This window comes from Nocardia wallacei, from assembly GCF_029869545.1.
GTDB classification, from domain to species: domain Bacteria; phylum Actinomycetota; class Actinomycetes; order Mycobacteriales; family Mycobacteriaceae; genus Nocardia; species Nocardia wallacei_A.
In genome coordinates, this window is record NZ_JARWQD010000090.1 from 25514 (window position 1) to 50854 (window position 25341).

Below are 25341 nucleotides of genomic sequence, written 5' to 3' on the forward strand. Positions count from 1 at the left end.
GTGATAAGGAGCAAAACGACATGGGCGCGCCTGCTGACGGCAAGCCGGGGGACGACCTGAGCCCCACCGAGGAGCAGCTCGACGCGATGTCGCAGTCCGAGCTGGTCGAGCTCGGCACCAAGCGCGACGGCGTCGACGTCGCCTACCGCTCGCCGCGCTGGCCGGTTCCGGGGACCCGCGCGGAGAAGCGGGCCGAGCGGCAGGTGTCGCTGTGGTTCGCCATCTCGGCGATCGCGGCCCTCGCACTGATCGGCGTGTTCCTGTTCTGGCCCTGGCAGTACAAGAGCCGGCACGAGGACGGCGCCGGGATCTACTCGCTGACCACCCCGCTCTACGGCATCACGCTGGGCGTGGCGGTGCTGGCCATCGGCGTCGCCGTGGTGCTGATCCGCAAGAAGTTCATCCCGCCGGAGATCTCCATCCAGGACCGCCACGACGGCAAGTCCGACGAGGTGGAGCGGCGCACCCTGGTCGCCGAGCTGCAGGACGCGCTCGAGACCTCGACGCTGGGCCGCCGCAAGATGATCACCCGCACCGCCGGTCTGGGCGTGGGCGTGCTGGGCATCGGCGCGCTGTTCCTGTTCGTCGGCGGCCTGGTCAAGAACCCGTGGGCCAAGGGCGACAAGTCGCCGCTGTGGGTGTCGGGCTGGACGCCGGACTTCCCGGGGCAGACCATCTACATCCGCAAGGACACCGGCCGCCCCGAGGACGTCGTGCTGGTGCGGCCGGAGGATCTCGACGCCGGCGCCATGGAGACCGTGTTCCCCTGGAAAGAGGAATGGCGCGGCAACGAGCACGAGACCCTCGAGTCGCTGCGCGGAATCCGCAACGCGGTCATGCTGATCCGGCTGCGCACCGAGGACGCGCAGAAGGCGATCAAGCGCAAGGGCCAGGAGAGCTTCAACTACGGCGACTACTTCGCCTACTCGAAGATCTGCACCCACCTGGGCTGCCCGACCTCGCTGTTCGAGCAGCAGACCAACCGGATCCTGTGCCCCTGCCACCAGTCGCAGTTCTCGGCGACCGAGTGGGGTAAGCCGATCTTCGGTCCGGCCGCCCGTGCGCTGCCGCAGCTGCCGATCACCGTCAACTCCGAGGGCTACCTGGTCGCCAACGGCGACTTCATCGAGCCGCTCGGCCCGGCCTACTGGGAGCGTCGTTCATGAGTCCCTCGAAAGCGGCCGCACAGGCCAACGAAATGGACGAGCGCTACCACATGGCGGCGTTCGTCAAGCGGTCGATCAACAAGGTCTTCCCGACGCACTGGTCGTTCCTGCTCGGTGAGATCGCGCTGTACAGCTTCATCATCCTGCTGCTGTCGGGCGTGTATCTGACCCTGTTCTTCGATCCGTCGATGAGCGAGGTCGTCTACAACGGGTCCTATCAGCCGCTGCGCGGCGTGACCATGTCGCGGGCGTTCGAGACCGCGCTGAACATCTCCTTCGAGGTGCGCGGCGGTCTGTTCGTGCGGCAGGTGCACCACTGGGCGGCGCTGCTGTTCGCGGCGTCGATCATCATCCACCTGTTCCGCATCTTCTTCACCGGCGCGTTCCGCAAGCCGCGCGAGGCGAACTGGGTGATCGGTTCGCTGCTGCTGATCCTGGCGATGTTCGAGGGCTTCTTCGGCTACTCGCTGCCCGACGACCTGCTGTCGGGAACCGGTCTGCGCGCGGCGTTCTCGGGCATCACGATCGGTGTGCCGGTGATCGGTACGTGGCTGCACTGGTTGCTGTTCGGCGGCGACTTCCCCGGCGACATCATCATCCCGCGCCTGTACATCGCGCACGTGCTGCTGCTGCCGGGCATCATCCTGGCGCTCATCGCCGCGCACGTGGCGCTGGTGTGGTACCAGAAGCACACGCAGTTCCCCGGCCCGGGCCGCACCGAGAAGAACGTGGTCGGTGCCCGCATCGTGCCGGTGTTCGCCGCCGACCAGGGCGCGTTCTTCATGTTCACCCTGGGCATCGTCGCGATCATGGGCGGCGTGCTGCAGATCAACCCGATCTGGAACCTGGGTCCCTACAACCCCTCTCAGGTGTCGGCGGGTTCGCAGCCCGACTTCTACATGATGTGGACCGACGGCATGGCGCGCCTGATGCCGCCGTGGGAGCTGTACCTGGGCCGCTACACCATTCCGGCGGCGTTCTGGGTGGCGCTGGTCATGGGCCTGGTGTTCACGGTGCTGATCGCCTACCCGTGGATCGAGAAGCGGCTCACCGGTGACGACGCCCGCCACAACCTGCTGCAGCGGCCGCGGGATGTGCCGGTGCGCACCGCGATCGGCGCCATGGCGATCACCTTCTACCTGGTGCTGACCCTGGCGTGTGTCAACGACATCATCTCGCTGCAGTTCGACATCTCGCTGAACGCGACGACGTGGTTCTTCCGCATCGCGCTGCTGGTGGGCCCGCCGATCGCGTACTTCCTCGCGTACCGGATGTGCCTGGGGCTGCAGCGCAGCGACCGGCAGGTGCTCGAGCACGGCATCGAGACCGGTGTGATCAAGCGGCTGCCGCACGGCGAGTACATCGAGGTGCACCAGCCGCTGGGCCCGGTGGACGACCACGGTCATCCGATTCCGCTGGAGTACCAGGGTGCGCCGGTGCCGAAGAAGATGAACAAGCTGGGCTGGGCGGGCAAGCCGGGCCTGGGCTCGTTCCTCAGTGCCGACCCGGCGCCGCAGGCGGAGCAACTCACCGCCTACGAGAAGGAAGAGCACCACAAGCAGCTGGAGATCCTGGCCGAGTACCAGGAGCAGAGCAGCGGCGAGGGCAGCGGCAAACACGGCCACTGACCCCGCTCAGCGTGGCCCCGAGTCGATATCGGCTCGGGGCCTTCGCTTTGTGCCGGGCTATTCGCCGATGGAGAAGCCCGCCTCGACGTCGGCGCGGGAGTAGGACTTGAAGGCGATGTGGGTGGCGGTGCGCAGGACGCCGGGGGTCTTGTTGATGCGGCCCGTCACCACCTCGGCGATCTGCTCGTGGTCGCGGACCCGCACCACCGCGATCAGGTCGACGTCTCCGGCGCACGAATACACCTCGGCCACCCCGTCCAGGTCGGCCAGCGCCTGCGCGGTCTCGGGAATGCGCGCGGCCTCGGCGTGAATCAATACGATCGCGGTAATCATGCCGCCGAGTCTATTGCCGTGGTTCAGGTGTGGGCGAGGTAGTCGTGGCTGGCGGATTCCGTGCGCGTGGCGGCCTCGGCGCGGTCGAGCCAGCGCAGCCACGGACCGGCGCCCAGGCGGGGCTCGTGGTAGCCGTCGGTGGTCCGGACGATGCGGGTGCCCGGCTGTTCCAGCCAGCGGGCGATGAGGCCGGTCTCCTCCGGCGAGGCGCCGCGCAGCGGGGGATGGCGTGGGTCGGCGAGGACGTGGGCGGAACCGAGATCGAGTGAGTCTTCGAACCGTGCGGGCACCACGGTTTCCGCGGACGCGACGAGGGATTCGACTACGGGCATGGCGGAGATGCCTCGGGCGGCGGTGCCCGCGGCGGCGAGGCGACCATAGCGGATCACCGCGAATTCCCATCCGCCGGAACCGTCGGGCCGGGCGGCGACCAGTTCGGCGAGGCGGGCCACCGCGGCGAGGCGCTGGGTGCGGCGCAGCGCGCGGATCACCGCCTTCAGGCGGTCGCGCAGCCGGGCTGCGGCCTCGAAATGCTCGGCGGCGGCGTAGGTTTCGACGCGGTCCCGGATGGCGTGCAGGGCCGCGTCGCTGACCCCGGTGAACAGCTCGCGCACGGACTGCGGCGCGGGGGCGTACTGCGCGGCGTCGCGGAGTTCGCCGGTGCCCGCCGGACAGCCCCCGACCGCCTCCGGCGGACAGTCGGCCCCGTGGCGGCCGTGCCGCGGTATGCGCGCGGTGCAGGTGCGCAGCCCGCAGTACTCGGCGACGGTGGCGGCCACCTCGGCCGCCTCGGCACGGGAACCGAAGGGGCCCAGCGCGTCCCAGGTCGGTGTGCGGGTGATCGCGAAGCGGGGGAAGGGCTCGGCGGTGAGCGTGAGCCACCAGGCCCGCTTGGGAAACTTCGATCGGCGGTTGTAGGGCGGGGTGTGCGCGACCAGCAGCCGCAGCTCCCGCACCCCGGCCTCCAGCCCGTGCGCGCATCGCACATGGTCGACCCGCGTGGCCAGCGCCACCATTTCCCGCATGCGCGTGCGGGTTTCGGATCCGGTGAAGTAGCTGCGCACTCGGCGGCGCAGGTGTACCGCCGTCCCTATATAGAGGACCTCCTCCGACGGCCCGCGGAACAGATACACCCCGGGCGCGGCGGGCAGATCGGCGGCGAGGAAGCGCTTGGACCGCTGCCGCCGGCTCACCTCGGGCAGATAGTCGACCAGTTCGGTCAGGCTGTGCACGCCCTGGTTGCCGACCCGTTCGATCAGGGCGTGCAGCACGTCCACGGTGGCGCGGGCGTCGTCCAGCGCGCGGTGGGTGGGACGGGTGGACGCGCCCAGCAGCTGCGCCAGCGCCGAGAGCCGCACGGTCGGCGCCTCGTCGCGGGCCAGGATCCGCCGCGCCAGCTGCACCGTGCACAGCACCTGGAAGGCGGGCCAGGCGGCGGCGCAGCGGGCCGCCGCGGCCTTCAGGAATCCGGTGTCGAACCGGGCGTTGTGGGCGACGAGGACCGCGCCCGCGGCGAACTCCAGGAATCCGGGCAGCACCGCATCGATGCGCGGGGCCTCCATGACCATGGCCGTGGTGATCCCGGTGACGTGCACGATCTGGGGCGGAATCGCGCAGCCCGGATTGACCAGGGTGGCGAACTCGCCCAGCACCTCGCCGCCGCGCACCTTCACCGCACCGATCTCGGTGATGGCGTCGCGCTCCGGGCTCGTGCCGGTGGTCTCCAGGTCCACGACGACGAACGTGGTGGCGTACAGCGGCGTATCCAGGTCGTCGAACGCCAGTTGGGCCGGACGGGGCGCGGCGGATCCGGACGTCGCATCGAACGCGGTGTCGGGCACGGCGGGGAGCGTAACGGCGAGGTCCGACAGATACGCCGCGACGTGGTATTTGCCTGAAGTTCCGGTCGAGTGTTCGGGCTGCGAGGTTCGAATTGCCGGAATCTCGGGAAATGAGACCAGGGTCACATTCATGCGTAGTCCGGATCAATTCGCGGGACTTCGCGGATAACGGCGGGGCACTGCCCGAGGCGTGCTACGACGTGTCGTCGTGGGCGATCACAAAACACAAACTGATCGGTCGTGTTCGGGTTGGAAGGCTCCTCCCGACATGCTGATTTCCCGAATTACCGCGGTGTAAACACAAGATCGGCGCGCCGCTCGCGGGGTTCGGTTGCCGCCGGAAAACGCCCTGGTAGCTGCGCCACGTTATCGTTTCGTGATTGCTGTGAGATATGTCGCAGCCCGCGTGGCCCGCAAATCTTGTCCAGTCCCGTTTCGCTTGTTCGCGGCTTTACAACACACCGTTATGTGCTCGTAATCTTCCTGAGACCTCACGGAGTCCGACGCACCACCGGGTGCGGCGTCGTGGGGCAGATGAGGAGTACCGCATCATGGCGAACAAGCGACAGGGCCAGGGGCGCATCGCACACCGGGCCGTGGCTGCCGGAGCCGTTGGCGCAGCCACCCTCAGCGCACTGCTGCTCCCCACGGCGCCCGCCTCGGCGGCGCCGGTCACCGTGCCGGGCGTCGGCACCGTCGACGTGCCGGACCAGATGCTCGCCGCGATTCCGCCGGGCGCCATCCCGCCGGGCGTGCTGCCCCCGGGCGTCGAGCTGCCGGGCGTCGCGCCCGCGCCCGCCCCGCAGCAGTCGGCGGGCCAGCGCGCCGCCGATGCCGCGCTGAGCCGGGTCGGCACCCCGTACTCCTACGGCGCCACCGGTCCGGACGCCTTCGACTGCTCCGGTCTGGTGCAGTGGTCCTACGGGCAGGCCGGAGTGGACCTGCCGCGCACCAGCCAGGCGCAGGCCAGCGCGGGCACCCCCGTGTCGATGGACGATCTGCAGCCCGGCGACGTGGTCTCGTTCTACGGCGGCGGCCACTCCGGCCTGTACGTCGGCGACGGCAACGTGGTGCACGCCTCCACCTACGGCCAGCCCGTGGCCGTCGCGCCGATCTCCTCGATGCCGGTCGACGGCGCCAGCCGCTACTGATCTCTGCTCGATCGGGTGGTGCCGACGGCGGCGCTCGCGTGCCCGGCGTTGTGCGCGCGAGCTGCCGTCACGCCCGTGCGGCGGCCTCCGACCTCGGCGGCTGTGATCGTTTCGTGGCCTACTGGACATCCACGGTAGCCGTTCCGTAACCTGATCGAGACCTTCGTGATTTCCGCGCAGCAGGATTCCGCGGACACCGCATCGGATTTCAGCGAGAACGGGGCACGGCAGGCAGTGACAGCGCAGCACCGCAACTATCGAACCAGACGCGTGGTGGGTGGGTCCCTCGCGGTAGGAGCCCTGGTGTTCGGGGCCTGTACCGGCGGCGGCGCCGTCGCCGATCCGGTCGCCCAGCCGACCAGCGCGAGCGACGCCGTGCAGCGGCTCATCGAGCTGTCGCATCAGGCCGAGCAGCTCAACCAGCAGGCCCTCGCCGCCCAGTCCGACCTCGACGCCAAGCAGGCCGTGGCCCGCGACGCCGACGCCGAGCTGGCCAGCGCCACCGAGGTCGTCGACGCGGCGCAGGCGGAGGTGCGCAAGTTCCAGCCCGCCATCGACCGCACCGCGGTGGCCGCCTACCAGGGCGCCCGCACCAACCGGTTGTTCTCGGTGCTGGTCAGCGATTCGCCGCAGCAACTGCTGGACCAGATGTCCACCCTCGACGTGCTGTCGACCCAGACCGCCGCCCAGGTCTCGCAATACAAGAAGGCCACCGACGCCGCCACCGCGGCGCAGGCCACCTCCCGCACCGCCGCCGACGCCGCGCGCGCCGCCGCGCAGCAGGCCGACACCGTCCGCACGGATCTGGAGCGCAAGCGCGCCGACCTGCAAGGGTCGATCGCGCAGGTGATCGGCGCCTGGGGCCAGCTGTCGGCGGGCGACAAATCCGCGCTGGCCGGGTCGCTGTTCCCGCCCGGCTTCGACCGCGACCGGCTGCTCAACGGCCTGGTCCCCGGCAGCGGCACCAGCGCGCTGGCCGCGGGGCTCACCCGCATCGGCGACCCGTACGTCTGGGGCGCCACCGGCCCCGACCAGTTCGACTGCTCGGGCCTGGTCCAATGGGCCTTCCACCAGGTCGGCATCAATGTGCCGCGGACCAGCCAGGCGCAGGCGTCGGTCGGCACGCCGGTGAGCAAACAAGACCTGCAGCCGGGGGATGTGGTCTTCTTTTATCCCGACATCACCCACGTGGGGATCTACGCGGGGAACGGCCTGATGCTGCACGCCTCGACCTTCGGCGTTCCGGTCGCGGTGGCGCCGATGGATTCGACCCCGTACCACTCCGCGCGGCGATATTGGAAGGGCATGTCCTAATCACACCGAGGTGAGCCGAGGCATGAACGAGTGCAGCACGGGCGCGGTATGACCGCGCGGTGGCGGGTCCGTCAGTGGATGCGGGCGCGGCGGCGATTCGAGTTCGTCGCCACCGTCGCCATGATCGTCGCGCTGACCGCGGCGGGCGGCGCGCTGGTCCTGCTGCCCAAGGCGGCGCTGACCAGAATTCATCCGGCGCCCGCGGCCGCCGAGGCCGCCGCCCCGGTGGATCCGGATCCACAGCTCGCCGAGCTGCGCCGGGTCATGGAATCCTACGGACCCGTTGTCACCCAGCAGGTTTCCGGTGAGGACGGCCGACTGTCGACGGTGTTCGGGCATTCGCGCCAGCGCGGCGACGTCGACACCCTGTCCCGCGAGATCGGTCCCGCGGTCGCCGAGATCACCGGCCTGTGGGGGCCGGACTGGTCGCAGTCGGCGGTCGTGGCGATCGCCTCGGGCCCCGCCGAATTCGCCGCGCTCACCCACGCGACGGGAACGGTGTCCGCCGCCGTGGCGGCGGCGTCGGTCTCGGATCCGTTCCTGCCCGGCAGCCGGCCCACCGGGCAGCGCGTGGTGTTCGCCCCCGACGCGATCCGCCGGCTCGGCCCGGAGGGGCTGCGCGACACCCTGCGTCACGAACTCACCCACGTCGCCGCCCGCGCGCGGACCACCGACGGCTCGCCGCAGTGGGTGCTGGAGGGGTTCGCCGAATATTCGGCCCGGCGCGAGGAGCGGGACCCGTTCGCGCAGCAGGCGCCGACCCTGGCCGCCCGCGCCCGCACCGGCGACCTGCCGGAGGATCTGCCCCCCGATGCCGCCTTCGCGCCGGGATCGGGCAACGACGCCGTCCTCGCCTACGAGGAGGCATGGTCGGTCAATGCCTTCACCGCCAGCCAGTTCGGGGAGCCGAAGCTGGTCGAGCTGTACCACCGCATGGCCAGCGGGCCGAAGGACGCGCACGCCCTCGACGGCACCCTGCGCTCCTGTCTCGGCATCGGCCACCACGATTTCGTCGTCCGCTGGCGCGACTGGATCCGCTCCCGCATCCTCGCCTAGCGCCAAGGGATTACGCCTCCTCCGTCCCACGACCGCGGCGCGCGGCGGCGTGGATAGGATTGCCCCCATGGCGCGTACCCTGCTGGTTACCAACGATTTCCCGCCGCGGCCGGGCGGTATCCAGTCGTACGTGCATTCGCTGGCGCTGCAATTACCCCCGGACGAACTGGTGGTGTACGCGCCGCGGTGGAAGGGCGACAGCCATCTGCGATTCGACGCCGAGCAGCCGTTCCAGGTGGTCCGCCACCCGACGACGCTGATGCTGCCGACGCCGCTGGTGCTGCGGCGGGCGGCCAAGCTGCTGCGCGACGAGCGGTGCGAGACGGTGTGGTTCGGTGCCGCGGCGCCGCTGGCGCTGATGTCGCCGCTGCTGCGGCGCGCGGGCGCGCGGCGGATCCTGGCCAGCACGCACGGCCACGAGGTGGGCTGGTCGATGCTGCCGGCGGCGCGGCAGTCGCTGCGGGCGATCGGCAACCACACCGACGTCGTCACCTACGTCAGCAAGTACACCCGGCGCCGGTTCGCGGCCGCGTTCGGCCCGGACGCGGCGCTCGAGTACCTGCCGCCCGGCGTCGACACCACGGTGTTCCGCCCGGATCCGGCGGCGCGGGAAGAACTTCGGGCGCGCTACGGGCTGGGGGACCGGCCCACCATCCTGTGCCTGTCGCGGCTGGTCCCGCGCAAGGGGCAGGACATGCTGCTCATCGCGATGCTCGAGATCATCCAGCGCATCGACGGCGCGGTGCTGGTGATCGCCGGTGGCGGGCCCTACGAGGAGAAGTTGCGCGCCTTCGCCCACGCGCTCGACCTCGACAACCACGTGGTGTTCACCGGCCGGGTGCCGTCGTCGGAATTGGCGGCACACCACACCCTCGCCGACGTGTTCGCCATGCCCTGCCGAACCCGCGGGGCGGGCCTGGACGTGGAGGGGCTGGGCATCGTCTACCTCGAGGCGTCGGCGAGCGGGGTCCCGGTGGTGGCGGGAAATTCCGGCGGCGCACCGGAAACCGTGCAGGAGGGGCGGACCGGGCGTGTCGTCGACGGGCGTTCGAACAGCGAGATCGTCGACGCGATCGTGGGCATCCTGAGCGACCGCGACGCCGCCGCCCGCATGGGCGCCGCGGGCCGCGCCTGGGTCGCCGAGCAGTGGCGCTGGGATGTGCTCGGCGGCCGCCTGCGTACCCTGTTGGATGCGAACGCGAGATCGGGGCGGCGGTAGCGGTTGGGTTAGGCTCAGCGTTTATGAGGGAGCGAAGCGAGCGAATCATCGGCACAGCCAGCGCTGGCGAGGCGGAGGCATGAGCACCATCCAGGTCGCCGATCAGACGTTCGTCGCCGCGCCGGGCGCCGCGGTCGCCGAGGTACTGGCCGATCGTTCCCGCTGGCGGCAGTGGTGGCCCGACCTCACCCTCGAACTGCGGGAAGACCGCGGCGACAAGGGAATTCGCTGGAGCGTGAGCGGCCCCCTGGACGGCACGATGGAGGTGTGGCTGCAGCCCTGCCTGGACGGCGTCATCCTGCACTACTTCCTGCACGCCGAGCCCGGTGACGCGTCCCGGCTGCCGATGCGCGAGCTGATGGCCGCCAACCGGGCGCGGCGCGTGGCGGGCAAGAAGATGTCGTTCGAGATCAAGGCCCGCCTCGAGGCGGGCCGGGCGGCAGGGATCGCCCCCGGGCCGTCCCGCATCACCGCAGTCTCGCCCTAGCTCGTCCGAATCCTGTTCTCCCGCACCGCAAGCCGGAAAGGACACCCAGCCACTCATGGCCGACCGGACCCAGAGGTCGATCATCATCGACGCCCCGTCGGATCGGGTGATGAGCGTCATCGCCGATCTGGAGTCGTATCCGGAATGGGTGTCGGCCGCGCGGTCGGTGGAGGTCGTCGACAAATTCCCCGACGGCCGCGCGCGCACGGCCCGCTTCGTGCTCGACGCCGGTGTCGTCAAGGACACCTACCTGCTGTCCTACACCTGGCGCCCGGACGGTAAGGCCGTGAGCTGGCAGCTGGTCAGCGGCGATCTGCAGAAGGCGCAGGACGGCACCTACGAGCTGATCGACCAGCCCGACGGCACCACCCAGGTGATCTACGAGCTGACCGTGGACCTGACGATCCCGATGATCGGGATGTTCAAGCGCAAGGCCGAGAAGGTGATCACCGATACGGCGCTGAAGGAACTCAAGAAACGGGTCGAAGGCTGACGGGGCGGGTGGCTGATCGCTCGGCGGGCCGGACCCGCCTGGAGTTGTTCATCGGCAAGGGCGGGGTGGGGAAGACGACCCTGGCCTGCGCCACGGCGATGGCGCACACCCGCGCGGGCGCCCGCGTGCTGATCGCCTCCCTGGACCAGGCCCATTCGCTCGGTGATGCCCTCGGCTTCCGGTTCCCGCACGATCCGGGCACCGTCGCCGGGGTGGCCACGGTGCTGCCCGGACTCGATGTGATCGAGATCGATTCGCTGGCGCTGCTCGAGGATCGGTTCCGCGACGTGGTCGGCATGCTGGGCAGCGGGTCCGGGCACGAGCACGGGGTGGATCTGGCGGCGCTGGATCCCGCCGAGCTGACCGGGCTGCCGGGCGTGCAGGAATTGCTGATGCTCACCGAGATCGCGGAGTTCGCCGACGAGGACGACTGGGACGTGATCGTGGTGGACTGCCCGCCCTCGGCGGACATGCTGCGCATCGTGACCGCCCCGGAGACCCTGCTCGGCTATCTGGAGCGGCTGTGGCCGGCGCAGTCCCGTGCGCTCAGCGCCGGGGGCCCGGACCTGCGGCGGGCCGTGCTGGCGGCGGCGGTGGAACGGATCGCGACCGCGGTCGCGGGCGTGCGGGACCTGCTGGGCGACCGCGACCGCACCGGTGCCCGGCTGATCACGGGCGCCGAGCGGGTCGCGCTCGCGGAGACCGCGCGGGTGCGGTCGGCGGCGGCGCTGCTGGGCCTGCGGCTGGACGAGGTGATCGTGAACAAGGTGCTGGCGCCGATGCCCGCGCCGGACGGTGTCGACCACCCTGCCGTGCAGTGGTATCTGGCCCGCCGCGCCGAGCAATTGGACGTGATCGGCGAGTTGCGCGGGCGGCTGCCCGATGTCACCGTGACGGTGGCCCACCACAGCGGCCCGGAACCGGTCGGTATCGATTCGCTGACCGAATTGTCGTATGCGGTGGATTCGCGCGGGAACCGGGTAGTAACTCCGGCAGACCCTATGCTTGGCGACGACACGAACACCGAGCGCGCGCGGGACGGCGAACCGGTGGTGCGGCGGGAATCGGGCACCGGCCCGCAGTCGGTGTACACGCTGCGGATGCGGTTGCCCGTGGTCGACCCGGCGACGTTGCGACTGGGACGAGTGGAGGACGATTTGATCGTGGGAGCGGACGGAGTGCGGCGCCGCATGCGCCTGGCCCCGGTGTTGCGCCGGTGCACGGTCGACGCCGCCGAACTCGACGGCGACCAGCTGATCGTCCGCTTCCGCCCCGACCCCGAGGTATGGCCGCGATGAGTGAGTTCGAGGACGGCAGGGAAGCGCCGGAGCGGCCGTGGGCCGACCGCGCGACACCTGGCGGCCCGGACCACGAATTCATCGAAGCCCGGCGTCGGCGCGCGGACGAATCCCCGGTGGGCGCAACGGATTCCGGCGAACGCGGTGGATCGACGGGACCGCACGACGGCCCGCGGGCGGGCGGCGCGGCGACCGGCGAACACCGGCACGGCGACCAGCTGGGGGAATTCACCGAGGAGATGCGCCTGCTGGCGGAGGCGGTGCTGGAGCGGGTGGAGCCGGTGCTGCGCCGGGCCGCCGCGGAGGGCCGCGCGGAGTGGGGCGGCTGCAGCTGGTGTCCGGTGTGTGCCGCGGCCGCGCTGATCCGCGGTGAGCATCACGACGTCGTCGCCGCGGTCGCCGAGCACGGCACCGCCGTGGTGACGGTGCTGCGCGAGGCCCTGGCCGGGGTCCCGGTGGACCCGGTGGTCGGCGATCCGGAAAGCGATGCGCCGCACGGTGGTTCGCGCGGCCCGGCGCCGTCGCCCGGTGCCCGCTCGGGCGGGTCCGGATACGTCTCGATTCCGGTGCAGATCAAGGCATGACCACACGCATCGGGCGGGAGGCACCGCTGACCGTCGGCATCGATGTCGGCGGCACCAACATTCGCGCGTCGGTGGTCGACGGCGCCGGGGAGGTGCTCGACACCGTGCAGGCCCCGACCCCGCATTCGGAGCAGGCCCTGGAGGACGGGCTGGACCGCGCGGTGCGGGAACTGCGCGCCCGCCACACCATCGGCGCGGTCGGCCTGGCCGTGGCCGGATTCGTCGACGAGACCCGGTCGGCGGTGCGGTTCGCGCCGCACCTGCCGTGGGAGGACAGCGCCGTCGCGGACCGGCTCACCGGGCGGCTCGGGCTGCCGGTCATCCTCGAACACGATGCCAACGCGGCGATGTGGGCGGAATACCGGTTCGGCGCCGCCGCGGGGGCGCACAACGGCGTGCTGGTGGCGATCGGCACCGGAATCGGCGCGGCACTGCTGGTCGAGGGCCGGTTGTATCGCGGAAGTTACGGTGTGGCACCGGAATTGGGGCATCTGCAGGTGGTGCCGCACGGCCGCGCCTGCCCGTGCGGCAAACGCGGCTGCTGGGAACGGTATTGCAGCGGAACGGCTCTGGTGGACACCGCCATCGAGATGCTGGCCACCGACCCGATGCGCTCGACCATCCTGGCACGCGAGGTATTTCGCGATCCGGGCTCGCTCACCGGGCGCAGGGTGGCGGGCGCCGCGCAGGACGGGGATCCGGTCGCCGCGGAGGTGATGGCCGACTTCGCGCGCTGGCTCGGGCTCGGGCTGGCCTTCGTCGGCGACATCTTCGATCCGGACCTGATCGTGATCGCGGGCGGCGTGAGCTCGTCGGCGCCGCTGTTCCTCGACGACGCGCGCGAACACTACGCGGGCGCGATCACCGGCGCCCGGCATCGGCCGCTGGCCCGCATCCGCACCACGCAGTTGGGCGAGGCGGCGGGCATGATCGGCGCGGCGGAACTGGCGCGGGCCGCGCTGCAGCCCGGGGCGAAGGGCGCGCGGCGCGATTACGCGGTCGGCTCCGCGAAATCCGGTGGAAAGGGCGCCGCCGAGAGCGGAGACGGCAAGCGCGCGCGACGCGGGTCGGCCGCGGACGGCCGCGCCGGGGCGCGGCGCTGACGAGTGTGGTTCGGGCCGTATGAAATCGCCCGTGCGGGCTTGGTCACAGCTGGTCGGCGGCGGTAGAGTCGGCACCGACGGAGGTGCCTGCAAGGAGGCCGGTCCCGTACATGCTCACCTGGGAAAGGACGCGATGTTCTACTGGCTGCTGAAGTTCGTGTTTCCGGGACCGTTCATGCACCTGGTCAACAGGCCCAAGGCCGAGGGTGTCGAGAATATTCCGGTCGACGGCCCAGCCATCCTCGCCGGTAACCACCTGTCGTTCACCGACTGGTTGTTCACCCCCCTGATGAGCCCGCGCCGGATCACCTACCTGGCCAAGGCCGAGTACTTCACCACCCCCGGCCTCAAGGGCCGGTTGCAGAAGTGGTTCTTCTCCGGCGCCGGGCAGTACCCGATCGACCGCAGCGGTGCCGACGCCGCCGAGAGCGCCCTGAACACCGCCCGCAAGCTGCTGGGCGAGGGGCGCCTGGTGGGCCTGTACCCGGAGGGCACCCGCTCGCCCGACGGCCGGTTGTACAAGGGCAAGACCGGTGTGGCACGCCTCGCCCTGGAGACCGGTGTCCCGGTGATCCCGGTGGCGCTGATCGGCACCGACGAGGTGTGCCCGCCCGGGCCGTTCAAGTGGCGCGCGCGCAAGGTCACCGTGAAATTCGGTGCGCCGATCGACTTCTCCCGCTACGAGGGCATGGGCGGCAATCGCTTCGTCGAGCGCGCCGTCACCGACGAGATCATGTACGAACTGATGCGCATGGGCGACCAGGAATACGTCGACGTCTACGCCTCCAGCCTCAAGAAGGGCGCCCCGAAGGACGCCCGCCCCGACGCCGACCGCATGCCGGAGACCCTCGCGGGCTGATTCCGGCCGTGGCTAGGAGGCCTCGCGGCGGCGGAATGCCTCTATCGCTTCGTATTTCGCCAGGTTGTGGCGGGCGTCGGCGAGGGCGTCGTGGGCGTCGGGCGGGACCGGGGGGAGCGGCGGGCGGCCGGACATCTCCCAGTGCTGGCGCAGTTCGTTGGTGTAGCGGGGGAGCGTGCTGGGCAGGTCGACCATCGAACCCCACAGCTGGCACAGGGCCACGTGGTCGTAGGCGCTGACCCAGGCCCACATCTCCGGCTCCACGGTCGGCCGCGGCACCAGGAACCGGTACAGGTCGTCGCGGATCTGTGCCCGGCTGCGCCACAGCGGCGACGCGGGCGCGGGCAGCTTGGGCAGCACATTGCGCCGCACCCACGGTCCCGCCTTCCCGGGGTCGAATTCCGTTGACACCGCGTAGTACTCGCGCCCGTCCTCGCAGACCACGCCGATCGAGACCAGGTCGATCACCTTGCCGTCCTCGATGAATTCGCAGTCGTAAAAGTATTTCAGCGCGATCGCTCCTCGTGGTCGGCCGGACGGAATCTCCACCGGCGGCGTCGCCCGCATCCGATGCCGCGGGGCTTTTCGAGGTTACGGCCCGCCACAGTGTGCTTGCGCACCCCCCTACCTCCGCGTTACCACAGTGTCGCGGGAAGTCACTATCCTGAGCTGGTGAACTGGACCGTCGACGTACCGATCGACCGCCTGCCGGAACTGCCTCCGCTGCCTGCCGAACTCCGTCGGCGGCTCGACGATGCGCTCGCGCGCCCCGCCCTGCAGCAGCCGTCGTGGGACCCCGACCTGGCGGGGAAGATGCGCACCGTACTCGAGAGCGTGCCGCCGATCTGCGTGCCCGCCGAGGTGGAAGAACTGCGCGAGCGCCTGGCCGAGGTGGCTCGCGGCGAGGCATTCCTGATGCAGGGCGGCGACTGCGCCGAGACCTTCGCCGACAACACCGAACCGCATATCCGCGGCAATATCCGCACGCTGCTGCAGATGGCCGTGGTCCTCACCTACGGCGCCAGCCTGCCGGTGGTGAAGGTGGCCCGCATCGCCGGGCAGTACGCCAAGCCGCGCTCGGCCGATGTGGACGCGCTGGGCCTGCGGTCCTACCGCGGCGACATGGTGAATTCGCTGGTCGCCGACGCCGCCGTGCGCGAGCACGACCCGTCGCGGCTGGTCCGCGCCTACGCCAATGCCAGCGCCGCGATGAACCTGGTGCGCGCGCTCACCGGAGCGGGCATGGCCGACCTGCACAAGGTGCACGACTGGAACCGCGACTTCGTCGCCCAGTCCCCGGCCGGCGCCCGCTACGAGCAGCTGGCCGAGGAGATCGACCGCGGCCTGGCGTTCATGAGCGCCTGCCGGGTGCAGGACCCGAGCCTGCAGTCGGCGAAGATCTACTGCAGCCACGAGGCGCTGGTGCTCGACTACGAGCGCGCCATGCTGCGGCTGGCCGAGAACGCCGCCGGCGATCCGGTGCTCTACGACCTGTCGGCGCACTTCCTGTGGATCGGCGAGCGCACCCGCCAGCTCGACGGCGCCCATATCGCCTTCGCCGAGCTGCTGGCCAACCCCATCGGCCTCAAGATCGGGCCGACCACCACGCCGGAGCAGGCGATGGAGTACGTGGAGCGGCTCGACCCGAACAACGAGCCCGGGCGGCTCACCCTGGTGGCGCGGATGGGCAATACCAAGGTGCGCGACGTGCTGCCGCCGATCATCGAGAAGGTGCAGGCCACCGGGCACCAGGTGATCTGGCAGTGCGATCCGATGCACGGCAACACCCACGAGTCGTCCACCGGCTACAAGACCCGCCACTTCGACCGCATCGTCGACGAGGTGCAGGGCTTCTTCGAGGTGCACCACGCCCTGGGCACCCACCCGGGCGGCCTGCATATCGAGCTGACCGGCGAGAACGTCACCGAATGCCTCGGCGGCGCCCAGGACATCTCCGATCTGGACCTCGAGGACCGCTACGAGACGGCCTGCGACCCGCGCCTGAACACCCAGCAGTCGCTGGAACTGGCGTTCCTGGTCGCGGAGATGCTGCGGTAGCGGTGAACGTCGTCTTTCGCAGTGTCGGCGCCCTGCAGGTCGACGGGACGGACCGCACCATTCTGCGGTTGCTGCGCGATCGCGACCGCGACGGGATCCCGTCGGAGGTGGTGCTGCGCGACGGCAGCCGGTTGCTGATCTTCAACATCTCCTGGGGTTACGACCCGGCCGTCGTCTCGGCCCAGGTGACGACCAATATCAGCCCGAGCATCGGCGGTATGCCGGTCGACGTGTTCAGCACCGCGGCCGTCGTGGCGATCAACGATCCGGAGACCGGGACGCCGTTGCTCGCCGTCGCCTGAGCGTTTGTCCAGGACAGGCTCACACCGCCGAAGTTAGCTGAACTGTTGCTGATACCGGACGGTTGGGTTAGGTTTATCCCGTCCGTTGCCGGCGGCAATGGGCTGATTGCGGGATCTGCCCTGGGAGGACCGATGAAGGTGGTTACGGTGGCCGAGGAATTACTACCCGGCGCCGATCGGCTCGGCGGTGGCCGCGGCCGATTCGTAGGACGAGACCGGGCCGCCCTGGTGCAGCACGATCTGGTGATCGACGGCGTCCCGGCGTCGGTGGTCATCGAGAGACCCGAGGCGGATCGCCCCGCGCGCGCCTGGCGCTGCCGGATCCGGATCGCCCGCGGCATCGGCCGGCTCGAACAGTCGCAGGTCGTCGGGACCAGCGCGAATTCGGTGCTGGAGCAGGCCCTGGATCTGGTCGCGGCGCGCGTCGGGCTGACCGTGGCCGAGGTGCTCGGCGGTGCCAGCGTGGGTTCGGATCTGCCGATGTCGCGCCGCGGTGAACGAGGGCCGGACTCGCCGGTCAGAACGGCAGAACGACGAGTGTGACGGTGCTGCCGGGCGCCACGTGCGCCCCGGCGATCGGGGTCTGGCCGCGGATGGTGCCGCGGTCGTTGCCGGTGAAGATATTGCTCAGCACGACCTGCAGCCCGAGGCCCTCGAGCTCGCTGCGGGCGGCCGTCACGCTCTTGCCACCCACATCGGGGACCAGCACGGCATTGGAGACGAGCAGGGTGACGGCGGCGCCGGACAGCAGGCTGGTGCCCGCGGCGGGGTCGGTGCCGACGACGTCACCGGATTTGACCTTCGGATCGAACTCGGTCCTGGTGTCCTGCACGGTGATTCCCGCCTGCTCGAGCGACGCGCGCGCCTCGTCGACGGTCTTGCCCCGCACATCGGGCAGTTTCACCGGCGCGGACCCCTTGCTGCGGAACACCTTGACCGACGCACCCATCGGCAGCACCGTCCCGGGACCCGGCTCCAGGTGTGCCACCGAACCTTTGGGTGCGGTGCTGGGTCTCTCGCCGCTGGCGACCGGTTTCAGCCCGGCGTCGCGGATGGCCTGCTCCACCGTCTTCACGTCGTCGCCGGGCTGAAACTGCGGCACCCGCGGTTTGCCGCTGGAGACGAGCACCGCGACGGTGGAGCCCTTCACCACCCGGGTACCGGCCGCGGGATCGGTGCCGACCACGCCGCCGACGGGGATGGTGTCGGAGGCCCTGTTGCGGATGGTGGTATCGAATCCGGCATCGCGCAGGGCGACGGTCGCGCGGTCGGTGTCCATGCCCGCGATCGGCGGTACCGCCGAATATCGCCCGACGCCCAGCCACCAGCCGCCCGCCCCGAGCAGCAGGGCCAGCGCGACGACGATGGCCGCCCAGATCAGCACCCGCCGCCGGGATCGTTCGCGGTCGGCGTCGAAGTTGTGGGGATAGGGCTGCCGGTGATCCGGCGCCGGGGCGTAGTCGGGCGGGTGCGGCTCGGCGCGCGGCTGCGTGGCCGTCATTACGCGGGTGCGTTGCGGGCCGGGCTGTTCGGCCGCGAACCGGGTCGTCGCATCGGCCGGTCCGGGCGGCGGGGCGGGGGCGGGCGTCGGGCCGATGCGGTAGCGCGACGACAGATGTTCCGCCGACTCCTTCGGCGCGGGCACGCGGTATTCGGGCAGTTGCAGCTCGGAGGCGATGTGCCGGAGTTCACCCGCCATGGCGGTGGCGTCGGCGAACCGGTGCGCGGGCTCGCGGGCGGTGGCGTGCGCGACCAGTTCGTCGAATTCCGGTGGCACCCCGGCGATGAGGCGGCCGGGGCTCGGCACGTCCTTCTCCACCCGCTGGTACGCGATCGACAGCGAGGTGTCGCCGGTGAACGGGGTACGGCCGGTGAGCATTTCGAAGATCAGGACGCCGAAGGAGTACACGTCGCTGCGCGCGTCGGCATTGCCGTCGGTGACCTGCTCGGGCGACAGGTACTGGGCCGTCCCGAGAATCACGCTCGCGGAGGTCATATTCGACCCGGCCGCGGCGCGGACCAGGCCGAAGTCGGCGATCTTCACCTCACCGGCGTCGGAGATCAGCACATTCTCCGGCTTGATGTCGCGGTGCACCAGCCCGGCCGCGTGCGCCACCCCGATGGCCTGCAGCACCGGTTCGGCGACCGCGTACACCGCGTGCGGCGGCATCGGGCCGCGCTCGCGCAGCAGCTCCCGCAGGGTGCCGCCCTCCACCAGCTCCATGATCAGGAACGGGTAGTCGCCGTCGATGCCCTGGTCGTAGACCGCGACCAGGGAGGGGTGCTTCAGCTTGGCGACCGAGCGGGCCTCGAATTCGAACCGGCTCAGGAACTGCGGGTCGCCGGCGAATTTCGGATCCATCACCTTGATCGCGACCGGCCGGTCCAGGCGTGTGTCCACCCCCCGGAACACCATCGACATGCCGCCCCGCGCAATCGGCGCGTCGATGCGGTAGCGCCCGTCCAGCATCTGGCCGATCAACAGATGTCCTCCGACTTTCACAAAAGCTCTCACCTCTCGCTTCGGCTGCGACAAGCGAATGCCGCCCCGGTGGCGGCACTCCCGATGGTATAGGCGCGGCGGGTCCGGGTCTCTCACGACGTGCGCGGGAGAACCGGCTACCGTTATGCGGGTGAGTGCATTTCCTTGCAGCGACGATGTTCTTCCGGAGTCGGTGACCTTGCTCCCGCTGCCGGATGTGGCCGAGCAACTCGGTATCGCGGTGACCCGGGTGCATCAGATGTTGCGAGACCATCAGCTGCTCGCGGTGCGCCGGGACGGAGTCGCCGGGGTCCCCAAGGATTTCTTCGATTCCACCGGGGCGGTGGTGAAGCCGCTGCCCGGCCTGATCACCGTGATGCGCGACGCCAAATACACCGACGAGGAAATCCTGGAGTGGATCTACACCGACGACGACAGCCTGCCCGGCCGTCCCGTCGACGCGATCCACGGCCCGCTGGCCCGTGAGGTCGTGCGCCGCGCCGCGGCCGAGCCGTTCTGAGGCGGTTGGATTCCGGCCGAGGGCATGCCGGAACGACAGGGGGCACGGACGCGCGCTGTCGCTACCTTCTCAGGCCCGCGGCGGCGAACTCGGCTGCCGCCACCCGCAGGCGGCGCCGCCGGGGGACCGTCGCGCGGCGGTCGAAGATCGCGTACTCCGAGCGTTCCACCTCGTCGAGGATTGCGGCGTAGAGCACGGCGGCGGTCCGGATGGCGGGGCGCACGCGCGGCCGCAGCAGTTCGATCCCCGGGGTGGCCAGGCGGTACAGTGCCCGGTTGGTGGTGATCAGGTGGGCGAGCGCGCGGCGCAGTCGCGGATCGGTGCGGTGCGTGCGGCGGCAGTGGGCCAGCAGCTGCTCGTCGACACCGAAGGCGGCCAGCTCGGCCGACGGCAGATACACCCGCCCCCGGTCCAGGTCCTCGCCGACGTCGCGAATGAAGTTCGTCAGCTGGAACGCCTCGCCCAGCGCGGCGGCCGCCGGTTCCGCCTCGGCGGCGGGCACCACCGTGCCGAGCACCGGCAGTAGCTGCAGGCCGATCGCGGCCGCCGACCCGCGCATGTACTCGCGCAGCTCGGCCATCGTCGCGTAGCGATTGCGGAACAGCGGGCTGTCCGGCACATCCATCCGCATGGCGTCCAGGAAGGTCCAGAAGTGCTGCGGCGCAATGCCGAACCGGGTGATGGTGTCGGCCACGGCCGACAGCACGAGCTCGCGGTCCGGCGAGTCGGCGTGCGGGATCGGTTCCGGGTGCGCGGCCAGCCGTTCGCGCAGCTGCTTCTCGATCCGGTCCAGCTGCTCCGTGGCATCGTTCGCACCGTGGTCGACGATGTCGTCGACGGTGCGGGCGAAGGCGTACAGCGCGTGCACGGCCGGGCGCTGCTCGGGCGTGAGCAGCCGGGTGGCGAGGTAGTAGGTGCGGCCGTGTTCGGCGGCGATCGCCCGGCAGTGCCGGTACGCGGCAGGTGTTCCGGCCGCGCTGCCGCTCATTGCTTGGTTTTACCGGCGTCGGCGCGCAGCCGCAGCGGGTCCACCGTGCGCAGCGACAGCGCCGCCACGACCGCGATGAACGTGGCCACGGCGACATGCCAGATGTTGTACAGGCCGATCGCGCCGCCCGGCTGGAACACCAGCATCAGCCAGGTACACAGCCCCACCAGCACCATGAGCGTCGAGGTCGACAGCGCGAATCCGGCGGCCAGGGCCAGCGGCCAGGAGTAGTACCAGGGCAGCGCGGCGGGCGAGAGGATGACGATCGCGACGAAGGCGATCAGGATGCCCAGCACCGCCTCGCGCTCGCTGTGCTTGAACCGCCACCACGTCCACGCCAGGACCGCCACCAGCGCTATCCCGCACAGGGCGCGGGTCCAATCCAGGATCGACCCGAGCTGGAACGGCGTCACCCAGGTCACCATGTGCGCCATGATCGTCGGCAGGGACAGCCAGTTGATGATCTTCTGCGAGCCCGACAGCGCGGTGAGCCAGCCGATCCCGACCCCGGCGACGGCGGAGGCGGCGGCGAACACCACCGCGAATACCGACAGCCCCAGCCCGGCGATCTTCGCGAAGGTCCACAGCGGGTGCGGGAGCGGGCCCTTGTTCTCCGCGGCGCGGCGCTCGCGTTCGTGAATCATCCAGATCCACACCAGGAACGGCAGCGCCACGCCCGCGGTGGCCTTGATCGCCACGCCGATCGCGACCACCACTATCCCGGCCGCGTGATGGCGCTCGAGTACCAGCGCGATGCCCGCGGCCATCAGGCCGACCATCAGCATCTCGTTGTGCACGCCGCCGATCAGGTGGATCAATACCAGCGGGTTGAGCACCGCCAGCCACAGCGCGACGGTCGGCTTACCGCCCAGGTGTTTGGTCAGGTGCGGCACCGCCCACATCATCAGCGCCAGGCCGGGCAGCATGACCAGGCGCATCGCCCAGGTGCCCGCCACCACGTTGTCGCCGGTGATCATCGTGATCCACTTGCCCAGCAGCAGGAAGATCGGGCCGTAGGGCGCGGTGGTGGTGGTCCACACCGAGCTCACGTTGTCCAGCAGGACGCCCGGGTTGACCACGGGGCCGACCGTGTAGGGGTCGTAGCCGTCGCGCAGCAGGGCGCCCTGCGCCAGATACGAGTAGACGTCCTGGCTGAACATCGGGACCGCGAACAGCAGCGGGAAGACCCACAGGCCCACGATCCCGCGCAGCTCGTTGAGCGTGACGTTGCCGCCGTACCTGCCGTTACCGATCGTGATGCGGCCCAGGCGCACCCAGCCGACGATCATCGCCAGCACGCCCAGCCAGACGACCATGGTGGCCAGCGCGTAGCCGTGCCCGAACCGCAGCCAGGACAGGTGCGCCGCCTCGAGCAGCGGGTCGCTGCGGCGGGTGGCACCGGCGCCGAGGCCGCCGCAGGTGATCATCAGCGACCCGGCGCAGCCGAGCAGCGCGGCGTGGCCCTCGGGGCTGCGGAAGAAGTCGGCGGCGAACCGCATCCACCAGCGGAGGGTGTGCGGTGTCGCCGTGGCGCCGGGATGCGGTGCCGCGGTGATCACTGGGGCCGCCACGGTGGCGGTATCGGGTTCGGGGGTAGGCATAGGTCGTCGGTTCCCCCCGGAAATCGGTGCGGCCGTAACCGCTGTCAACAGGTCGGCCGCTAGTTTAATTGGTCGACCGGAACCCTAGCGCGTCGGTCGGCACGGATCATGCCTGGCATGTCGGAGATCGCACGGTCGGCGCGCGCCGGTGATGCGTTGCGCGGCCAGTTTTCCCGACAGCAGCGTCGTCGGAACCCCTACGCCCGGGGTGGTGCCGCACCCGGCCAGCACGATGTTCTCGGCGGTGCGGGGCAGATTGCGGGTGCGGAACGGGCCGGTCTGGCGGAACAGGTGTGCCGCGGAGAACGGCGTACCGGCGAGCATGCCCTGGTCGCGCCAGGTCTGCGGGGTGTCGAGGTGGTCGACGGTGAAATGCTCGGCGATGCCGCGGTAGCCGCGCCGCTCCAGGACGCCGAGCAGCTCGCGCAGGTAGGCGGGGCCCAGCCGGGTCCAATTCATCGGGGCCGCATCGAGATTCGGGCACGGTGCCAGCAGCGACAGCGGTTCGTGGCGGCCGGTCGGGCGGTCGATGAACTGTGCCGGATCGCTGAGCGCGGGGCGGGTCAGCAGCAGCGACGGGTCGCTCATCGTGCGGCCGCGGCCGGGCCGGGCGGCGATCTCGGCGAACGTGCGGTCCCAGGCGGCGCCGAAGTCGATGGTGTGATGGGCCTGCACCGGCCAGGCGGCCGCCACGTCCGCCGGGACGGTGCCGTGGGCGACGACCGCCGAGGGCGCGGCCCGCAGCGGGCGGCGGCGGGCGATGCCGAAGCGGTCCAGGGAGCCGAGGTCGGCGGTGATCACGACCGCGTCGCAGTCGAAGGCGCGGCCGTCGGCGGTGCGCACGCGGCGGGCCCGGCCATCGGCGTAGTCGATGCCGGTCACCTCGGTGTTCAGCTCCAGGTCGCCGCCCGCGGCGGTGAGCGCGGCGGCCATGGCGGCGGGGATCGCGCGCATCCCGCCCTCGGGGAAATAGACGCCCAGGCAGGTGTCCATGTGCGGGATGGCGCCGTAGACGGCGAGCGCCTGCGCCGGTGCCATGCCCGCGTAGAGCGCCTGGAATGTGAACAGCCGGGCCAGCCGCTCGTCGTGCAGGATGCGCCCGACCCGCGGCCCGAGCCGCCCGAACGCCCCCAGCCGGATCAGTTCGATCAGCGCCGCCCGCTTCTCCGGGATCCGGATCATGTCCAGCGGCGAGTCGAAGTTGGTGTCCATGAACTGGTCGTAGGCGGCGCCGTAGATGCTGCCGAGCCAGTCGCGCAGCTCCCGGTAGCGCCCGGCCTCGGCGCCCCCGCAGGCCCGGGCCACCTCCGCGGCCATCTCGTCCGGATCGTCGAAGACATCGATCGTCGAATGATCGGCGAACCGCGCGCGATAGGCAGGCGCAAGCCGGTGAATACGTAACCCCTGCGCGTCCGCACTCGCCCCCACCGCCCCCAGCGCCTCATCGATCAACCCCGGCAGCGTGAGAACGGTCGCCCCACAATCGATCTCATAATCGGCCCCCCGATAGAACCCGACCCGCCCACCGGGATGATCCCCCCGCTCGACCAGCGTCACCGTGCGCCCGGCGCCGACCAGATACAGCGCCGCCGACAACCCGGCCAGCCCACCCCCGACCACAACCACCCGCCCCGCACCTGACGCATCCCCGGTGCGGGAAGTTTCGGGCGGGGTCATGCGACGCGTCGGGTGGCGGCGAGGGCCATGTCGCGTAGGCGTTGTTTGGGTTCGGGGGCGGCCGAGCTGGATGCCAGGGCCGACAGGCCGCGGTCGGTGAGGTCGGCGATGCGGCGTTCCACCTCGTCGACGGCGCCGAGGTCGGTGATGAGGTCGCGCAGGTGGGTCACCTCGTCGGGGGTCAGGTCGGTGCCGAGGGAGGTGCGCAGCAGTTCGGCCGCGGCGGGGGCGGTGGCGTCGGCGCGGCGCAGCGCCTCGGCGACCAGCACCGTGCGCTTGCCCTCGCGCAGGTCGTCGCCCGAGGGCTTGCCGGTGACCTCCGGATCGCCGAAGACGCCGAGCAGATCGTCGCGCAGCTGGAAGGCGATGCCGATGTCGGTGCCGAATTCGCGGTAGGCCGCGATCAGGTCCGGGCCCGCGTCGGCCAGGGCCGCGCCCAGGTGCAGCGGCCGCTCGATCGTGTACGCCGCGGTCTTGTAGCGATTGATGCGCAGCGCCGCCTCCACCGAATCGTCGGCGCCCGCCTCGCCGTGGATGTCGAGCAGCTGCCCGCCCATGACCTCGGTGCGCATGGCCGCCCAGACCGGGGCGAAGCGGGCGCGGGCCGCCGGGGTCAGCCCCGCGTCGGAGACCATGTCGTCGGCCCAGGCCAGCGCCAGATCGCCGATCAGCACGCCCACGCTGATGCCGAAATGCGCTGAGTCGCCGGTCCATTCGCGGTCGCGGTGGCGGCGTTCGAAGTCCACGTGCACGGTGGGGAAGCCGCGCCGGGTGCGCGAGGAGTCGATGATGTCGTCGTGGATCAGCGCGCAGGCCTGCACCAGTTCCAATGCGGCACAGGCCCGCAGCACCGCGTCGGCCTCCGGTCCCGCGGGGTCGCCACCGGCGCCGAGCCACCCGGTCCAGGCGAAGGACGGGCGGGTGCGCTTGCCCCCGCGCAGCACGAAATCCTCGAGCTCGGCGACGGCGTCCACGAAGACCGGGCCGAGTTCGGCGACGGACTCGCGGCGCGCGGCGAAGAAGTCGGTGAGGGCGCCCTCGACGGCCCCCACCAGGGCGGCACCGGCCGGAGCCGGCCGTGTCGGGGTACCCGGTCCGGCGGCCATCAGGAACCTCCCAAGGTGATCCGACGCGTCGGCAAGCCGATCGTGCGCAGCGACATATGGTTCGGGGCACCAGCA

The 25341-nt window shown here is 70.8% G+C and carries 24 protein-coding genes; 16 read left to right on the plus strand and 8 right to left on the minus strand.

Annotated elements, in window-relative coordinates; genetic code table 11:
* Nucleotides 1-20: 20 nt before the first annotated feature.
* On the plus strand, nt 21-1166 hold the full coding sequence (gene qcrA, locus QH290_RS05675) for a cytochrome bc1 complex Rieske iron-sulfur subunit (protein WP_280264970.1): 1146 nt from the start codon (nt 21-23) through the stop codon (nt 1164-1166).
* Nucleotides 1163-2794, plus strand: a complete 1632-nt coding sequence (gene qcrB, locus QH290_RS05680; protein ID WP_280264969.1) for a cytochrome bc1 complex cytochrome b subunit — start codon at nt 1163-1165, stop codon at nt 2792-2794. Before qcrA ends, qcrB begins: the two co-directional genes overlap by 4 nt.
* A gap of 57 nt (nt 2795-2851) precedes the next feature.
* Here qcrB and QH290_RS05685 read toward each other — a convergent pair whose 3' ends face one another.
* Nucleotides 2852-3127, minus strand: a complete 276-nt coding sequence (locus QH290_RS05685; protein ID WP_280264968.1) for an Lrp/AsnC family transcriptional regulator — start codon at nt 3125-3127, stop codon at nt 2852-2854.
* A 23-nt stretch (nt 3128-3150) separates the two neighbouring features.
* Complete coding sequence (locus QH290_RS05690; protein WP_280382171.1) at nt 3151-4968, minus strand: DEDD exonuclease domain-containing protein; 1818 nt, start codon at nt 4966-4968, stop codon at nt 3151-3153.
* Between the two features lie 551 nt (nt 4969-5519).
* On the opposite strand from QH290_RS05690, the gene QH290_RS05695 reads away from it, so the two are divergent.
* The 10 genes from QH290_RS05695 (at nt 5520) to QH290_RS05740 (ending at nt 14532) form a co-directional block, all read left to right on the plus strand.
* Nucleotides 5520-6119, plus strand: coding sequence for a C40 family peptidase (locus QH290_RS05695; RefSeq protein WP_280382172.1), 600 nt, complete (start codon nt 5520-5522; stop codon nt 6117-6119).
* Between the two features lie 303 nt (nt 6120-6422).
* Nucleotides 6423-7433, plus strand: a complete 1011-nt coding sequence (locus QH290_RS05700) for an NlpC/P60 family protein (RefSeq protein ID WP_280382173.1) — start codon at nt 6423-6425, stop codon at nt 7431-7433.
* Nucleotides 7434-7481: 48 nt separating this feature from the next.
* A complete protein-coding gene (locus QH290_RS05705) occupies nt 7482-8489 on the plus strand; it encodes a hypothetical protein (protein ID WP_280264965.1) in 1008 nt (335 codons plus the stop codon).
* A 67-nt stretch (nt 8490-8556) separates the two neighbouring features.
* Nucleotides 8557-9708 (plus strand): glycosyltransferase family 4 protein, encoded by a 1152-nt coding sequence (locus QH290_RS05710; protein WP_280382174.1) that lies wholly within the window; start codon nt 8557-8559, stop codon nt 9706-9708.
* Between the two features lie 79 nt (nt 9709-9787).
* Nucleotides 9788-10195: a polyketide cyclase / dehydrase and lipid transport gene (locus QH290_RS05715; RefSeq protein WP_280382175.1), complete on the plus strand. Its 408-nt coding sequence runs from the start codon at nt 9788-9790 to the stop codon at nt 10193-10195.
* A 55-nt stretch (nt 10196-10250) separates the two neighbouring features.
* Complete coding sequence (locus QH290_RS05720; RefSeq protein ID WP_280264962.1) at nt 10251-10688, plus strand: SRPBCC family protein; 438 nt, start codon at nt 10251-10253, stop codon at nt 10686-10688.
* Between the two features lie 8 nt (nt 10689-10696).
* Nucleotides 10697-11986, plus strand: coding sequence for an ArsA family ATPase (locus QH290_RS05725; protein WP_280382176.1), 1290 nt, complete (start codon nt 10697-10699; stop codon nt 11984-11986).
* Nucleotides 11983-12570, plus strand: coding sequence for a hypothetical protein (locus QH290_RS05730; protein WP_280382177.1), 588 nt, complete (start codon nt 11983-11985; stop codon nt 12568-12570). The genes QH290_RS05725 and QH290_RS05730 overlap by 4 nt, the downstream gene beginning before the upstream one ends.
* Nucleotides 12567-13673 carry an ROK family protein gene (locus QH290_RS05735; protein WP_280269900.1) on the plus strand — a complete coding sequence of 369 codons (1107 nt, stop codon included), beginning with the start codon at nt 12567-12569 and terminating at the stop codon, nt 13671-13673. Before QH290_RS05730 ends, QH290_RS05735 begins: the two co-directional genes overlap by 4 nt.
* Nucleotides 13674-13806: 133 nt before the next feature.
* A complete protein-coding gene (locus QH290_RS05740) occupies nt 13807-14532 on the plus strand; it encodes a lysophospholipid acyltransferase family protein (protein ID WP_280269918.1) in 726 nt (241 codons plus the stop codon).
* A 12-nt stretch (nt 14533-14544) separates the two neighbouring features.
* Here QH290_RS05740 and QH290_RS05745 read toward each other — a convergent pair whose 3' ends face one another.
* Entirely contained in the window at nt 14545-15042 is a 498-nt protein-coding gene (locus tag QH290_RS05745; RefSeq protein ID WP_280269919.1) for a polyadenylate-specific 3'-exoribonuclease AS, read from the minus strand.
* 162 nt (nt 15043-15204) lie between these two features.
* Between QH290_RS05745 and QH290_RS05750 the strand changes: the two genes are divergently transcribed.
* The 3 genes from QH290_RS05750 (at nt 15205) to QH290_RS05760 (ending at nt 17435) form a co-directional block, all read left to right on the plus strand.
* Nucleotides 15205-16590 (plus strand): class II 3-deoxy-7-phosphoheptulonate synthase, encoded by a 1386-nt coding sequence (locus QH290_RS05750; RefSeq protein WP_280269901.1) that lies wholly within the window; start codon nt 15205-15207, stop codon nt 16588-16590.
* Between the two features lie 2 nt (nt 16591-16592).
* Nucleotides 16593-16892, plus strand: a complete 300-nt coding sequence (locus tag QH290_RS05755; protein ID WP_280269902.1) for a hypothetical protein — start codon at nt 16593-16595, stop codon at nt 16890-16892.
* A gap of 132 nt (nt 16893-17024) precedes the next feature.
* Nucleotides 17025-17435, plus strand: a complete 411-nt coding sequence (locus QH290_RS05760; protein ID WP_280269903.1) for a hypothetical protein — start codon at nt 17025-17027, stop codon at nt 17433-17435.
* Here the strand turns inward: QH290_RS05760 and pknB are convergent.
* Nucleotides 17410-19362, minus strand: a complete 1953-nt coding sequence (gene pknB, locus QH290_RS05765) for a Stk1 family PASTA domain-containing Ser/Thr kinase (RefSeq protein WP_280382186.1) — start codon at nt 19360-19362, stop codon at nt 17410-17412. The two genes, QH290_RS05760 and pknB, sit on opposite strands and share 26 nt — an antisense overlap.
* A gap of 163 nt (nt 19363-19525) precedes the next feature.
* Here pknB and QH290_RS05770 point away from each other — a divergent pair, with 163 nt between their 5' ends.
* The gene (locus tag QH290_RS05770; protein WP_280269904.1) at nt 19526-19894 is read left to right on the plus strand and encodes an Rv2175c family DNA-binding protein; all 369 of its coding nucleotides are present in this window, start codon (nt 19526-19528) and stop codon (nt 19892-19894) included.
* A gap of 61 nt (nt 19895-19955) precedes the next feature.
* On the opposite strand, the gene QH290_RS05775 is transcribed toward QH290_RS05770, so the two are convergent.
* From QH290_RS05775 to QH290_RS05790, 4 genes are all read right to left on the minus strand, one after another.
* Complete coding sequence (locus QH290_RS05775; protein ID WP_280382178.1) at nt 19956-20882, minus strand: phytoene/squalene synthase family protein; 927 nt, start codon at nt 20880-20882, stop codon at nt 19956-19958.
* A complete protein-coding gene (locus QH290_RS05780; RefSeq protein WP_425301902.1) occupies nt 20879-22483 on the minus strand; it encodes an alpha-(1->6)-mannopyranosyltransferase A in 1605 nt (534 codons plus the stop codon). The genes QH290_RS05775 and QH290_RS05780 overlap by 4 nt, the downstream gene beginning before the upstream one ends.
* 84 nt (nt 22484-22567) lie before the next feature.
* The gene (crtI, locus tag QH290_RS05785) at nt 22568-24160 is read right to left on the minus strand and encodes a phytoene desaturase family protein (RefSeq protein ID WP_280382179.1); all 1593 of its coding nucleotides are present in this window, start codon (nt 24158-24160) and stop codon (nt 22568-22570) included.
* Nucleotides 24157-25266 carry a polyprenyl synthetase family protein gene (locus QH290_RS05790; RefSeq protein WP_280269907.1) on the minus strand — a complete coding sequence of 370 codons (1110 nt, stop codon included), beginning with the start codon at nt 25264-25266 and terminating at the stop codon, nt 24157-24159. Before QH290_RS05790 ends, crtI begins: the two co-directional genes overlap by 4 nt.
* Nucleotides 25267-25341 lie beyond the last annotated feature (75 nt).